The organism is Enterococcus sp. HMSC061C05, from assembly GCF_001814765.1.
Classification (GTDB): domain Bacteria; phylum Bacillota; class Bacilli; order Lactobacillales; family Enterococcaceae; genus Enterococcus_B; species Enterococcus_B lactis.
Genome location: NZ_KV817761.1, coordinates 82958 through 98727, shown reverse-complemented (window position 1 = coordinate 98727; position 15770 = coordinate 82958). Strand labels below are relative to the sequence as shown.

General features: G+C 37.6%; 12 protein-coding genes. All 12 read right to left on the bottom strand.

The window, feature by feature from the left end:
- Positions 1 to 6: 6 nt before the first annotated feature.
- The gene (locus tag HMPREF2988_RS12555) at positions 7 to 708 is read right to left on the bottom strand and encodes an IspD/TarI family cytidylyltransferase (RefSeq protein ID WP_002310302.1); all 702 of its coding nucleotides are present in this window, start codon (positions 706 to 708) and stop codon (positions 7 to 9) included.
- The gene (locus tag HMPREF2988_RS12550) at positions 705 to 1577 is read right to left on the bottom strand and encodes a LicD family protein (protein WP_002314203.1); all 873 of its coding nucleotides are present in this window, start codon (positions 1575 to 1577) and stop codon (positions 705 to 707) included. Before HMPREF2988_RS12550 ends, HMPREF2988_RS12555 begins: the two co-directional genes overlap by 4 nt.
- A 179-nt stretch (positions 1578 to 1756) precedes the next feature.
- Positions 1757 to 2797, bottom strand: a complete 1041-nt coding sequence (locus HMPREF2988_RS12545; RefSeq protein WP_070770747.1) for a glycosyltransferase family 2 protein — start codon at positions 2795 to 2797, stop codon at positions 1757 to 1759.
- A gap of 19 nt (positions 2798 to 2816) precedes the next feature.
- Positions 2817 to 4208: a sugar transferase gene (locus HMPREF2988_RS12540; RefSeq protein ID WP_002322621.1), complete on the bottom strand. Its 1392-nt coding sequence runs from the start codon at positions 4206 to 4208 to the stop codon at positions 2817 to 2819.
- A 192-nt stretch (positions 4209 to 4400) separates the two neighbouring features.
- Positions 4401 to 6539, bottom strand: coding sequence for a glycosyltransferase family 2 protein (locus tag HMPREF2988_RS12535; RefSeq protein WP_070770746.1), 2139 nt, complete (start codon positions 6537 to 6539; stop codon positions 4401 to 4403).
- 38 nt (positions 6540 to 6577) lie between these two features.
- Entirely contained in the window at positions 6578 to 8164 is a 1587-nt protein-coding gene (locus HMPREF2988_RS12530; protein ID WP_070770745.1) for a class I SAM-dependent methyltransferase, read from the bottom strand.
- Positions 8154 to 9374: an ABC transporter ATP-binding protein gene (locus HMPREF2988_RS12525; protein WP_002289079.1), complete on the bottom strand. Its 1221-nt coding sequence runs from the start codon at positions 9372 to 9374 to the stop codon at positions 8154 to 8156. Before HMPREF2988_RS12525 ends, HMPREF2988_RS12530 begins: the two co-directional genes overlap by 11 nt.
- 11 nt (positions 9375 to 9385) lie before the next feature.
- On the bottom strand, positions 9386 to 10192 hold the full coding sequence (locus HMPREF2988_RS12520; RefSeq protein WP_002289081.1) for an ABC transporter permease: 807 nt from the start codon (positions 10190 to 10192) through the stop codon (positions 9386 to 9388).
- 208 nt (positions 10193 to 10400) lie between these two features.
- On the bottom strand, positions 10401 to 11681 hold the full coding sequence (locus HMPREF2988_RS12515; protein WP_025478854.1) for an EpaQ family protein: 1281 nt from the start codon (positions 11679 to 11681) through the stop codon (positions 10401 to 10403).
- Between the two features lie 43 nt (positions 11682 to 11724).
- Complete coding sequence (locus HMPREF2988_RS12510; RefSeq protein ID WP_024634787.1) at positions 11725 to 13758, bottom strand: DUF7657 domain-containing protein; 2034 nt, start codon at positions 13756 to 13758, stop codon at positions 11725 to 11727.
- A 34-nt stretch (positions 13759 to 13792) separates the two neighbouring features.
- Positions 13793 to 14644, bottom strand: coding sequence for a dTDP-4-dehydrorhamnose reductase (gene rfbD, locus HMPREF2988_RS12505; RefSeq protein ID WP_002315336.1), 852 nt, complete (start codon positions 14642 to 14644; stop codon positions 13793 to 13795).
- Between the two features lie 97 nt (positions 14645 to 14741).
- On the bottom strand, positions 14742 to 15770 hold the full coding sequence (gene rfbB, locus HMPREF2988_RS12500) for a dTDP-glucose 4,6-dehydratase (RefSeq protein ID WP_002292882.1): 1029 nt from the start codon (positions 15768 to 15770) through the stop codon (positions 14742 to 14744).

Genomic DNA, 15770 nt, shown 5'->3' with positions numbered 1-15770 from the left:
TTTCTCCTAGTCTTTCATTTTTAAATATGCTTTGAACAATTCTAGATCATCTGTTGTTGTCAATTTGATATTTTTATCAGAACCAGCAGCAAAATATAAAGTTTCTCCTAAATCTACCATCATGGTATTTGTATAGGAAGAATCAGTCATACCGATGTCTTCTTTCACTGCTCGGTCATATGCTGCCCGTAGTTTTCCGTATTGATAAGCTTGTGGAGTTGAGACACGCCGCAATGTGTTACGATCGACATACTGTTCCGTCGTTTCTTCTGTTTTCTTGATAAAAATTTGTTCATTGTAAGGTAGAGAGGTTACGCCATTACCAAATTCTTTACATTTAACGATTACATCTGACAATACTAGTTCGTCTACTAGTGGACGGATACCATCATGGATGATGATCGTATCATCGTCTTCAGAGTAATCTTTCAAAAACTGGACACCATTATTGATCGACTCTTGTCCTTTTGATCCCCCTGTAATGACCCATTGGACTTTGCTAATGTTGAATTCTTTGATATACGCCCACATCGTTTCTTCCCAGCCAGATTTACAAACGACTAAAATCCGATCGACCTGTGGATGTTTTTGAAATGATTCTAACGTATAGATAATAATAGGTTTACCTTCAATTGTAATGAACTGTTTTGGGATATCTTGTCCCATACGTTTACCGACACCGCCGGCAATAATAATAGCTGTAATCATTTTTTTTCTGCTCCTTTAGTTAAATAATATTTTCCTTTGTACATTTTGTATGAATGTTCTGGGTCAATATAAACTGCTTCATGGTGAGAAACCTGATCTTTTTCAGGGGGAAGCTGCATATAGTCGCCAAAAACTTGACTTAAATAATGATCATAGCCAATTGGTACTGGCATCTCTGTATCTTCGAATGGTACCCACACAGCAGATTCAAAGTCTTTTGCAGGATAAACATTTCCCATATATCGTGGACCGACACAAAGTTCTGTAACGAAATTCGTCGGGTTATCATTGTATTTGGTCATCTGCTTTTCAGCATATCTCCATATTTTATACTTCGTTTTTGCGGATACGCTATTTAACAATAACTTTCCAGCTAATTCCATTGCTTTCCCATGGTTTTGCGGTACTTGCTGACTTCGATAAAGCGCATAGATCATTGCCCATATCTTTTGCTTTTTCCGTTCTGCTTGCTTTTCAGGTGCAGTATCTAACGGAAAAATATCTAATTGGATACCATGAGGGATATCTAAATCTTCCTGATACGTTTTGATAAAGGTCGTTTGGACGTTACGGATAGTTGTAAAGGAGTTCCGATCGTGATTCGTCAGAGTTGGTCTTAATAAAACAAATTTATCTTTTTGTGGGCCGGTTTCCCATAATTCAGCTAAGCGATCATAATCCCTTCTAGGCATGAAAAAATCTAAATCATCATCCCATGGGATAAAACCTTTATGTCGAATTGCTCCGATTGCGCCGCCACCACAAAAATAACACAACAAATCGTGACTTTTACAAAAATCTACAAAGTATTGTGCCATTTCGAGATTTACTTTTTGAATTTTTTTTAATTCAGGATCTGTACTGTACATTATAGTTGCCTCAACCATTCTTTTATTAATCTTCCCTATTTTCTCATAAATAGAGGCGGTTTTCAATCTTATGCAAGTGGTTCTTTCTTTACTGACTGAAAACGGATAGATAAATAGCTATTTTTTGTTTTTAAAAGGGTTGTGACAAAAGACAGTCACAACCCCTTATTCCGACTTTTTTAATAAACTCTCTTCAACAATGCCATGATGCTTGGCATTTTCACTTCCACAAAGCTGCCGGCTTTCACCGCAGATAATAATAGAGGAGCCGGCAAATTATACAGCCATTTTGTTACTTTTTTCGCGCTGGAATCAGTCAATGCAACCTTTTTAGCTTCTTGGATGGCTGGATCATTCAAGATATGCATGGCTTCTTCTCTTTTTTCTTTAGCAGTCCGCTCAGAATTCTCATAAATAGAAAAAATGACAGAGGTTGTTCCTTTTAAAAGAAGAGAAGCCATACCTGGTTTGTCTTTATCACTTGTCACGACATTTGCTAATTCATAAAATTCTTTAAAGGTTTCAAATTTATTCGGTTTATATTGGTTGGTTATCCCTTTTCCACCTTCAAAATGATAGATATACTCGATTCTTGGATTCAATATTACTTGCTGACAATGTTCATAATAGTTCAAATTGAAGATACGGTCTTCACAACTGCTGTAATTTTTGAATAGAATCTGTTTTTCCATCAAGATTTCCCTCTTGTAACATTTGTTCCAAACCACATACATCAACTGCTGATTCATCAGTTGATACATATCATCCACGAACTGTTCATGATTTGTATATTGGTATTCTGGAACAAGATAGTCCTTTTCCGAAATGATTTCTTCCCCGCTTAGCGTGCGGAATATAAAAGAACTGATAAGCAGATCTGCTTCAGGATACTGTTCAAACAACTGCTGATAATCTGCCAAAATTTCTTTGACTGGCTCATCATCTGCATCGAAAAATAATACATATTTTCCTGTAGATTGCTTGATGCCTTCATTTCGAGCAAGTCCAGGTCCTTGATTTTCGGTTGTAAAAAGTTGAAAATGACTATCTCCTTGGATAGCTGACTGAATCAGCTGCTCTGTTTTGTCAGTTGACCCATCATTGACCAAAATCACTTCATATTCTTCAAATGCCAGATTTTTTAAAACTTCTATTGTATGAACGATCGTGTCTTCGGCATTATAAACTGGAACAATTATACTAAATATCGGATGGCTCATTTCATTTCTTTCCTCCAGCTTAGCGATAAATTTTCTCTTGTGAAAAGTCGATTTCTGCTAATGAACTGATATTTTCATCTTCATCTAGTCCTTGTGAGGACATCTTATCAAATAAGATTTTGATTGTTTGAAGTAAAATCTTCAAATCTAATAGTAAGGAATACTTTTTGATATACAACAAATCAAAACGTAGTTTACTATTATAATCTGATACATATTTTCCGTATACTTGTGCATATCCGGTAATCCCTGCACGTACATTGTGTCTTAAATAATAATAAGGATTTTCTTCATTGAACTGATCAACGAAAAATGGTCTTTCTGGACGTGGTCCGACAATCGACATATCGCCTTTCAATACATTAAAGATTTGAGGTAATTCGTCAAAACGTACGGCACGGATAAATTTGCCTACTGGTGTCACACGTGCATCATTGCTCTTTGCCAAGACTGGTCCTGATTTTGCTTCAGCTGTTGCACTCATGGAACGAAATTTATAGATTGAAAATTCCTTTTGATTTTTCGTAATACGTACTTGTTTATAAATAATTGGTCCAGGTGAAGTTGTTTTTACCAAAATCGCTGTGATTAGCATAAAAGGTGAAGCGAGGATCAATAAAATAAGCGAAACGATGATATCAAAGAGACGTTTGAATAATTCATATTCCGGCTGAATTTTGAAACCGGAAGCTTCAATGATACTTTCATCTTCGAAATTCATGATGTTCGGATTGATCATCGTTAAATTTTCAAAAGTTGTATTTAAAAACAGCTTCTTCTCTTTTTTAGTCACTAATTGATAAATATTGATTTTTTCATCTTCTGGGATTTTTGAAGCCAAGTAGACAATATCGATGTCATCAATCAATTTTTTTGTGTTTTCATAATAATTGTCGATCACTACTGCTTCAACCTTATGTTTGTTGTTTTTCTTAGATTGAAAGTTTTGGATCGCTGGTGCGACATCTTTCTCCAAACCTACGATAAGTACTTTCTTATCACGACTGACTCTTAAGTATAGTTTATAAACGACTATCCGATAAACGCTAAGTAATATCGTGCCAAGTATAAACGAGAGCACGATGACGCCACGCGGAAATGCAAACCAACGTCCAGCAAAAGTAACCACCATGATCCCCAATGCTATCAGCACCTGTCCAATAACAGTAATGAAGACGATATCACTGATCATTCGGTTATAGAATACATAAGCTCCTAACAAAATATTCAACGCAATAAAGATAATGGAAATAAAAACTGCTGAATGCTGAAAGGTCTCTAAGTTTCTTGCTGGGACTTCTCCTTGGAACTTCAGCAAAAAGCTAAGATAGATCGACACATTCAATACAAGTACATCCATGATGATAATGAATATCCTGCGTGCCGCATTCCACTCCCCATTTTTATTCATATATACACTCCTAACCATAAAATAATGCCTCTATCATCTTACCATAGCAAAGTTTAAAAACCTAGTGAATAACCAAATTGTAAAAGAAATTAAAAGAAACTAGAAAAGGCAACTATTGTATGCTTGTATGTGTATTTCTGAATTAAAAGAACTGTATTTTCATCAATAAAAATGAAAATACAGTTCTTTTGATCAATCAGGTCTCAACGAAAAATCGCCGATTCCTTCTTTAGTTAGATTATCGTTATAAAATGGGTCATGAGCAATATAAGAAGGCCACTTATCTTGCATTTTTTTGATTTCCCCAGCAAAACGTCTTTGTTTTTCTGGTGTATCTTCATAACCTCTTGATTTAGATTCGAAATGGTACAATTCCGCTTGATGTGCATAGACATTGTAACGACCCAGTTCATAAACTTTCAAGCACAAGTCAACATCGTTGAATGCTACTTCTAATGTTTCATCAAACCCGTTAACAGCATTGAAGTCAGCTGCCTTGACCATCATACAAGCTGCAGTGACTGCTAAGTAATTGACGTCAATGACCAATCGGCCGAAATAACCACAATGTGTTCGATCATAGTTATTCAATGCATGCCCTGCAACACCACCGATTCCTAATAATACTCCTGCATGCTGCGTCGTATCATCTGGATAAAACAATTTTGCTCCTACACAGCCGATTCGATCAAACTGTGCATAAGAAACCATCGCCGTCATCCAATCTGGCTCAATCACTTCTGTATCGTTATTCAAGAATAAAAAGTATTTGCCATTTGCTTTTTCTGCTGCTAGATTGTTGATTCGAGAATAATTGAATGGAATGTCAATCAATTCTACGATAAAGCGGTCTTTCAGTTGATGCTTGTATTCTGCAAATAATTCTTGCATTTTGGGATCTGTACTTCCATTATCCGCAATAATGATTTCATAATTTGAATAAGACGTTTTTTCGATGATCGAATCCACACAAGTTTTTAGATCTTCATAGCCATTCTTCGTTGGAATGATCACACTGACCAAATCCTCTTGCAAGACGTCATAAGTAATCTCATAAAATCCAGAAATTCTGCCAGGACGTACGCTTCCTTTGATGTTCCTTCTAAACAGGGCATCTGTCAATGCTTTCACTCCGGAATCATAGATATAACTTTTGGCTTCACCATTACTTGCAGTTGACCCTGGGATCGTCCGCCAATGATACAAGACTCGGTCAATGTGGTAAATATGATCTGCAGGGATTTGTTCTGTCACACGAAGGACCAAATCATAATCTTGAGAACCTTCATAGCCTTTACGGAAACCGCCAAGTTCTTTAACAATGCTTGTTCGATATACGCCTAAGTGAGAGATATAATTATTTCCCATCAATGTATCAGGAGACCAGTCTGCTTTGAAGTGCGGATCAAAGCGATTGCCGTCTGCATCGATTTTATCTTCGTCACTGTAGATCAAATCCAGTTCTGGATGTACATTTAGCACTTTTGCCACTTCATATAATGCAAATGGCGGTAATTCATCATCATTATCTAAGAGTGCTATAAACTCTCCTTCTGCCATTTCCAATGCAGAATTAGTTGCCAGACTGATGTGTCCATTTTCTTGTCGGAAAACGACTTTGATTCTATCATCTTTTGCTTGATAGGATTCCAGACACTTTCGGATAGCTGGATCAGTGGAAGCATCATCACTGATACATAGTTCCCAATGAGCATACGTTTGATCCAGTACCGAATCAATGCATTTTTCGAGCCATTTGATTTCAACGTTATAGACAGGCATAAGTATGGAAATCAATGGACGGTACGCAAATCCTTGTACTTCTTTCCTTTGCTCTTTCAGATCAGGTTTCTCATGACGACTGATCCACTCTGCATAGTCGATCGATCCTGGCTTCAATTCCAATTTGACCCGACGGATCGCTTTTTTTACGCCATGAGTCCTTGCATAATTTATCCCTTTTTTCAGTAATCTTTTTTTTCTTTCCCATGAAGATTCAATGCCGTCATCATAAGGGTATTTACCGTTTAATTTCACAGCTATGCCATTTTGATGTCTCGCTGTTTGGAAGTCTAAGATTGCTTTTCCTCTCATTTTCCCTGATAAACGTACCTTAAAACCGCTTTGGGTCTTAACATCAAGATTATATAAATGATTGATATCCAATCTTACGACATGTGTCGCTTCAGCAATCACATTTTCTTTTTCTACCTTTATCGTAGGGATTTCTTTGGTCACTTCATCAATTGCCCAGCCCACAATAAGCAAATCGCCAGTGGCCCGTTCACGAGTGATTTGATCGATAAATACGGCAATTTCTTTTTTTTGCACGATTCGTTTACTCCTTATCTTTATAAGTTAATCATTATTTACATTTCAATGATCCATGATTGGCCATTTTGAGCTACTGCTTCCACTAAGAATGAACGTTCTTGCTCGCAAAGGATTCGTAATTCAAATCCCGCTTCTGTTCCTTTTGCGAGCTGTTCTGCTTGATTGACTTCTTCTCGTGAAACAGGAATTGCTTCGAAAAATGGCGATTGGTCAGCTGATAACTTATAGGACAATGGCTGGCGATCCGAATTAGCGATTCCCCATCCGATGATTTTTAATATTTTTGTTTCTGCATCCCAGATTTTCTCGTCAATACATATAGAAAGCTCTTTTTCTTGGATTTTTTTCGATGTTTCTTTCTTACGTCGTCCTAGTCTATGTTTGATTGTCCATTCATCACTTTCCAACAATGTGCAATAGCGATTTGTGGTTGTTTTTAACATATGATTTAGACTTGTATTTTCCTCAAGAAGATGATGATTTTCTCTTTCTAATTCATCATTTTTCTCAGAAAGCTGCTTTGTGACTTCAGCCATGGGACGAATCGTTTCCAACAATTCTTTCATTGTTGGTGTCAATTCCCCGATAAAGCGATAGTGACAATGGATCGTCACTTCTTTCCCAGAAATATCCGTTAGAACGAACTCTGGTAATTCTTTCCCATCAAACAAATAACAATCATTTACTGTTTTGACTACAGCATTCGAATCGATAAATGTGAGTTTTTCTCCAGCAGCTTCTGCGCTGAATTCGATAAAGCTAGGTTGCTGTGCGAAGCGAAACACCATTCTTTCTGTTGCTTCTGACACGGGGAAACTTAGTGTCTCATTTTCCCCTGTGAAATTATTGAATGGTATTTGTTGGATTGTTTCATCTTGTTTCGTTTGCTGGGTTACTTCTAACACTTTTACATAATTAGAATTTTGTGGCTGTGCAATGGAACGTTGTGCTACTGGATGTTTCATCAATGAGAAAAAGTATTGGTAGACTTCACCAAATGGTCGCATTTTGAAATCATAGCGTACAGCTTCCGGCAACTCTTCATAAGTTGATTTTAATTCTGTATCCCCTACAGCTAAGTACAAGTAATCTTCAATATTAATGAATAATCCCGCTTTTTCAAAAACTTTTTGGAAGCCATCATGAGTATAAAAAGAATTATGGGTTTCATCTAGGAGACCATAAGAAGCCCACGGCAATTGGTTATTGAACAAATCGATCATGACAGAATTATGCGCCAAGTTAGGGAATGTAATCAGGATCTCTCCTTCTTCATTCAAAAATTCTCTGACTTTCTTCAATGTTTTTCCAGGATCTACCAAATGTTCTAAAACATCCGCAAACAAGACGTAATCAAATGTCTGTCCAGCATAATAGTTTGCCCACTCAAAACTTTCAATATCACCATAAAATCCATCTTGAGCAAATTCGCTGACAAAATCGAACAATTCCTTATCTAACTCAACAATGCTCACTTCACATTGTTTTGCACCGATTAAATGTTTCGTTAATCGGCCGTTTCCGGGACCAAACTCTAAAACTTTACTTCCTGGTTTGATCTGTGCGGCAATTTTTCCCACACTGCTTTGTTCATCTAGGTCCATTTCAAAATCATATTTCATTGCTATGAGTCCCTTCTTCCCATTTATGGTCTAAGACCACGATGCCTTCTCCGATATAAGAACCGCTGACAAACAAATTCATGTACTTTGTCTTATATACCAAAGGAACCGTTGCATTTTCTTCAAAGACCGCAACGTCAAAATAATATTCACCAGCTAACAAACCTAACTTTTCATACTCCAGATAAAAGATATTCTCTCCTTTTTTCCAAGGAATCTTGATACCATCTAGTAGAGTATTGAGTCCGCACACATAAAAATTGTCGACTGTTCGTAGCGCAATTCCTAAAACCGGATTTTTGATTGTATCATCTTTTACTTCATAAGTTACTTTAACGTATAGTTTTTCTCCTTGTTCCAGCATATCCACCGGATTTTTGTCTTTATCCAACAATTCCGCTTTCGTCACGTCGACGATATCTGGAGCGGCGAACCGTTCTACTTGGTTTTTATTCCGATCCACTGTTTTAACTGATTTTTTCTTTAAAAAGTTTTCATAATTCGTCGTTACTTCCATCGTATCGCCATATTCGACGACTTCTCCGTTTTTCAACCAATAGGAACGATCACAAAAACGGCGAATCGAACTGATATCATGAGAAACGAATAAAATCGTCTTTCCCGAGTTCTTGATTTCTGTAAATTTTTCCATACATTTTAGTTGAAATTCAAGGTCTCCTACTGCCAATGCTTCATCTACAATCAAAATATCAGGATTCACATTGATTGCTACAGCAAAAGCTAGACGAACGAACATCCCACTTGAATAAGTTTTTACAGGTTGATAAATATGGTCGCCGATGTCAGCAAATTCAATGATATCATCGACCATTTCATCGACTTCTTCTCTTGAAAAGCCTAGTACCATCCCATTTAAATAGATATTTTCATAGCCAGAATACTCAGGATTGAATCCTGAACCTAGTTCTAGCAAAGCAGAGATTTTCCCTTCGATTTCCATCGTACCGGATGTTGGTGTCAGTACCCCTGTAATGATTTTCAACATCGTAGATTTTCCGGATCCGTTTTCTCCAACGAAACCGATCATCTCACCTTTTTTTATTTCTACATTCACGTTTTTCAACGCATAAAACACATCATGATAGGATTTCTTAAAAGGATTAAGAGCTTCACGAAATCGATCCGACGGTTTTGCGTACATATTATAAGATTTTGTGATATCTTTTAGTCTAATTGCATATTCTGTCATAGCTATTCTCCTTACAGCACATCTGAAAAATGTGGTTTCAATCTACGGAACACTGCAGAGCCGATTACGAACATTACTAATGTGAACACCCAGAAATACAAAGTATATGTTCCATGCTCCCAGAACCAAGCTTCACTTAAAAACGACTCACGATAGCCTTGGACAACATAGTACAGCGGATTTAATTTCAATATGCTTACAAGACCTGAGTCAAACTGGTTCGGGCTCCATAATATCGGCAACGTCCACATGATCAACTGCAAGACGATCGTAATCAATTGCATGATGTCTGGTAAAAATGGTTGGATGGATGCTGTCAGCCAAGTCAATCCTGTCAAGAAAGCACACATGCAAAATAGATAGTAAATCAGCTGTAAAGACATGGCTGAAGGATATATACCATTTATAAGCGCAACAGCTATGCCAATCAGAATGAAAAATAAATGGGTGTACAAATTGGATAGGATTTTCGTCGTGGGCAAGATACGAATATTGAATACGACTTTCTTTACTAAATAAGTATATTCCCGAAAAACAACCGTAGTTGATGCAAAGGCATCAGAGAAGAAGAACCAAGGAATCATCCCTGTAACTAAATATACGATAAATGGGTATTTTGCATCGATCATTTGTGCTTTCAATCCAACGCCAAATACCAGCCAATAAATCAATACAGTAAATAACGGATTGATAAACGCCCATAAGATCCCTAAAAACGATCCTGCATATCTTGATTTGAAGTCATTGATCGAAAACTGTAGCAGTAATTTTCTGTTCTGATAAATGTCCTTCATAAATAAATACAAATCTTTAAACATTTGTGTTCCTCCAAGCGATTTCAGTGAATTACAGTCAAGTGCCATTTTACCATATTTTTGGTACCGAGCTGCGTTCTTATTTATTTCTTAATTTTCTATGATACAAGATTTTCTCTAACGTTTCTATTTTACAGAAGATGCTAGACAATTGCAATAAACCAAAAAAGGCTGCGACGGTTGTCACAGCCTCTCTCGTATTTGGCGCCTATCAATGATAGCGTTGGATCCTGGAAGAATGAGCGCTATCTGGTTGTTCCTCATAACTTGGATCTCCAGCATTCATGTCGTCATATGGCTCTTCTATGTCATAGTATTCTTCCATAACTTTCGTTTCGTCATAGCGATGAACGGACATAGCCAACAGGATATAAATAATCGGAACCCATGGGTATGAAGTCAATGTATCTTCCATAAATGACTGCATCATCACCGCAAAAAAGGCCCAGATAAAAGTCATCTGCCCGTTGGACAAATCTGCTTTCAACGTTAAGCGACCAATAAAAAGGATAAGCAGCAAAGCAGCAATTCCAAACCCTATTAACCCATAGATATTCAAAATAGAATTATAACTATTGTGGTTTCCTAAAAATTGGTTTCCTCGTTGGAAGATGAATGTTTTCATCCCTAGTAAAACTTGCTCAGATTTTTCTCCTAGCGTCTGATAGAATTTATGCCAAATATCTTCTCGACCGGTAAACAAATTGACTTTTTCGGAAACAGCGGCTAGATAAGAAATCGGTAAAGCCAAAAGAATCGTAGCCGTATAGGCAATAAACGGCGCACGAATGACACGCATCAATGATTTAGGTAAAAGATCCAATATCGCAAAAACAATCAATGCAACTAATGCGCCTCTTGATTGACAGACCCAAATGCCTAAAAAGGCTGCAACGACTGCTATCCCACCGATGATACGAACATACCACCGTTCAAAAGAACTGGCAAATCCGCTGATCAATAAAGCAAGAGTCATCAAAGAACTTCCGATTGTATTCGTATTGATCCAAATATCAGAAAGCGAATTTCCTGGAGCCCAGATGCTTTGTCCTTCTGGTACTTGGATCTCTGTAAATACACGATATAACGTGATTCCGAGGAAGACCGTAAAGACAAGCAGATAAATCCCGCGATCCCATTTTGTCCACTCAATCCATTTAATTACTAAACAAAATAAAATAATCAAAGGAAACAGTAAATCTCCAAATAAAGACTCATTTCTTAATTCCCGAAAGTAAGAAAAGAAAATGAAAAGTGCAAGCGCAACACCTAGATAAAGAAAATCGACGCCTTTTGCTTTATAAACATTTAAAATGAGCAAAATAGCCACACTAAAAGTGATAAGTAGCGAACTGTTGTTATATATAAACAAAGTGGCTGGGAAGCTTAATCCTGCTGTCCAAACAGAAAAGACCAGCGTCAGCAGCAAAAGCAAGAAACCAGCACTCATTTTGTTGACAAATTTTTGTACGATTGCTTGAATTATCTCCACTCTCCTTTCTAATAATACTTCAGGGTTGTTCTCAGCTAGCCCATTACTGTAAGACTAGCTGATTTTCCTGAGTTTGTGTTTGTGGTACATCTGGATAATCGGGATATTCTACTTTAAAAATCATATAACCATCTTTATCCGGTCCATATAGTTGTGTGAATTGAGCTTCATATAACTGATTGTAATCAGTTAACGGTCGCTTACTGATTACATAGTTGATCCCTAACTTTTCTGCGTCTTCAAAATTCAACGTGACCGAGAACATATCTGGACGATCTAAAATGAACTTTGTATCTTCCTTAGCGATAAAAGCTCTTGTGTGAGCATACCGATTATAATACTTCTCATATTCTTCTTTTGGATCGATTTTCTTCCATGCAGCCATATCTGGATAAAAGCGGACTGTATTGAAAGATTTCACACCCAAAGTTGGGGTGAAGTTATACAGTTCATCTTCAGTCAACCAGACTTTGCCAGGGTCTTGTTGATCGATTTTTCGGATTTCTTTTGCCAGTGTTTTTTCAAAAATCGCTCCAGTACCTTCTACGACTGGATTGACAAAGAAACCAGATGCGATGATCACGGCGGCAAAAGCAAGATAAAACAAGCGTCTCCATCCAAATAATGCAAAAGCTAAAATCACTGTTCCCAACACAACGACTGCGATGGTTTCGAAATCTGAAAAATAATTATCCATCTTCGAATGAGTAATTGCATAGAAATAAGACCATGCGTTTACTGCCAGTAAAATGAATTTATACCAAATAGGAATAACATCTTCTCTCCAAATATAAGCGATGAACCAAATTGATAATAGGCAAGCCGCAAAACTAAAAGTAAGGATGGCTCTTAAAGGAGGAACATAAGACAGCAGAGTAATTTCTGCTAGCCATTTTGGCAATCCAACGGTAATCCAAAAGATAGAAAACAGACAAAAAATCATCAAAATACGTCCCAATAACTTTTGTTCACTATCTTTTTTGCCAAATAACACAAATGGACTGGCTAGGAATACAGTTGGAAAGAAGTGGTAGAACAAAGCCACTTCAGAGTTATTCGAATAGTTGATGTCTTCAAAAGGAATTTTCCAGTTTGTCAGGAAAGAAAAAAATTCGCCAATCGTCCACTTTCCACCGGTACTGACTCGTTTTCCTGGATATAAGGTATTCAAAGAAGCTAACAATGCGTCTTTTGACGTCAGCCAGAAATGAACCATGACTCCGCCAATAAATAAAACTGCCCCTCCAATCAACACTACATCCAACAGATCCCAAGAAATTTTCTTGCTGTAGTAAATAAGCAGTCCAACAAAATAAAAAATCAGCAAGTACGCCAGCATCACTTGATGGGCTGGGTAAATCACTAAAATAAACCCAATACCGAAAATAACCACCAAAAGCATCATCAACGTTCGCAGCCATTTTTTATCATGATTGTAGAAATAATGATAAAAAGCAGTCATCAATCCCAAAGTAAAGAAAATCAAATCGCCCACATGCTGCATGAACCACCACTGGACTGCGGGAGAAAATGTCAGCGCAAATGCGCCAATCAGCGATAATGCTTTTTTTCTCTTCGTTAATATCATCAGTACTTCGAATCCAAGCAAGACCATGACGACTAATTTCATCGCCCAATAAAAGGAAAGGCCTCGATCTCTTCCGAGGAAAAAGAATCCCCAGTTGAATGGTTTTCCGATAACCGTAATATCCTTTACAGGAGAATTATACGCAATGATCATGTTTTGTCCGTTCAATGAATAATCTTCGTTCACCAACGGAAAGTCCTCTTCAGCTTGTGAGAGGTAAAAAGGTGTCTGCACCAGCCATTCATCTGACCGCACTTCCCGATTCTGTCCAAAAATCACATCAGTTTTTTTCCCATCGTCTCTTTGCGACACATATTTATCCCAAACACCAAGTGAACTTCCGTTTAAATTAAAAGTAACAATGACCACGATGACTAAAACACCAATAAGGTATCGGAGTTTTAGAAACAGGTCAAGCACCAAATTCGAATCTGCCTGATTCGCTTTTGGTTTTTCTTTTCGTCGTGCACTTCTTGTTTGTTTTTCCATATCATGCTCCAAATTCTATTTGATAAAAAGGAAATTACTTATTCATTTTTTTGGCAGCTTCCAGCATTTGCGCAAGTGCTTCTTGCCAAGTTGGTATGGCAAATCCTAACGCTTCTGTCTTTTTCAGGCTCATGACTGAATACTGCGGACGCGTTGCTTTTTGTGGAAATTCTTCCGATGTAACAGGCGCTACTTCCACATCTGTATCTTTCAATATTTCTTTGGCAAATTCATACCAAGAACAGCTATTTTCGTTCGACAAATGATAAATACCGAATGGTGCTTTTTCTTCGATAACATATACCATAAATTCTGCCAAAGTACGTGTCCAAGTTGGCCGCCCGAACTGGTCATTTACTACAGTCAGTTTGTCGCGGGTTTCCGCTAGGCGTTGCATCGTGAAGACGAAATTGTGTCCATAAATCCCGAAAACCCAAGAAGTTCGTATGATATAATAGTCTTCTAAAATCTCTTCTACTGCTTTTTCACCTAATAATTTCGTACGACCATATTCATTTAGTGGATTCGTTTGGTCATCTACTTCGTACTCTACATTTTTGTTTTTTCCATCGAAGACATAGTCTGTACTGATATAGACGAATTGAGCATTCACAGCTTTTGCTGCAAGCGCTACATTTCTTGTGCCATCGACATTGATTTTCTCATCTAATTCTTTTGCTTCTTCTTCTGCTTTATCTACTGCTGTGTAAGCTGCGCAATGGAAAATAACATCCGGTTTTAATTCTGTAATATAAGCCATTGTTTTCTCAGCATCTGTGATATCCAAGTCTTTTGCATCTGTTGAAACATATGGCAGATTTTTTTCATCTAATAAATGGCGCAATTCTGTACCTAATTGTCCATTTCCTCCAGTTAATAAAAACATATGGTTATCCGCTCCTTGATTTTTATTTTAAAAAAGAGACAGGCGAGCGCCTGCCTCACATGTGTTTTTCCATTAATACAGTGAAATTTTCTCTGTATTATTGTCCATTTTTGGCATATGCTGCTTCAACGGCCTCTTTTTCTTTTTTCCACCAGTCTTCATGTTCTTCGTACCATTTGATCGTGTCAGCCAACCCATCACGGAAGTTCGTAAACTCAGGCTGCCAACCTAGCTCTTCTCGCAATTTTGTCGAATCGATTGCATAACGCAAATCGTGCCCTGCACGGTCGTTTACATGGTCGTATGCGTCTTTTGGTTGACCCATCATTTCTAAGATCAATTCCATCACAGTCTTATTATCTTCTTCGCCGTCCGCACCGATCAGATAGGTTTCGCCAATTCTGCCTTTTGTCAAAATCAACCACACTGCTGAAGAATGATCATTTGTATGGATCCAGTCACGAACATTTTTCCCTTCACCATATAATTTTGGACGAATACCGCTTAAAATGTTCGTTACTTGGCGAGGTATAAATTTTTCAATATGCTGGTAAGGACCATAGTTGTTTGAACAATTTGAAATAGTTGCACGTAAGCCAAAAGAGCGTACCCACGCTTTTACTAACAGATCTGAACCAGCTTTTGTAGAAGAATATGGGCTTGAAGGATTATATGGTGTTTCGGCAGTGAATTTTTCTCCTTCGCCTTCTCCATGTCCCGGTAGGTCTTCACGTAATGGAAGATCTCCGTAAACCTCGTCAGTAGATACGTGATGATAGCGTACATCATACTTGCGGCAAGCTTCTAAAAGTGTATACGTACCAATGATATTCGTTTGTACAAATGGGAAAGGATCTTTTAATGAATTATCGTTATGGGATTCTGCCGCGTAATGAACAACTGCGTCCGCTTCTTTTACTAGACGGTCCACTAATTCTGCATCTGCAACATCTCCTACGACCAATTCTACGCGATCGCTAGGAAGTCCAGCCAAGTTCTCTTTGTTTCCTGCATAAGTCAGTTTATCCAAAACAGTGACATGCACTTCTGGATGATTGTTTACCACGTAATGAACGAAATTAGAGCCGATGAATCCGGCACCTCCGGTAACAATGATGTTTTTCAT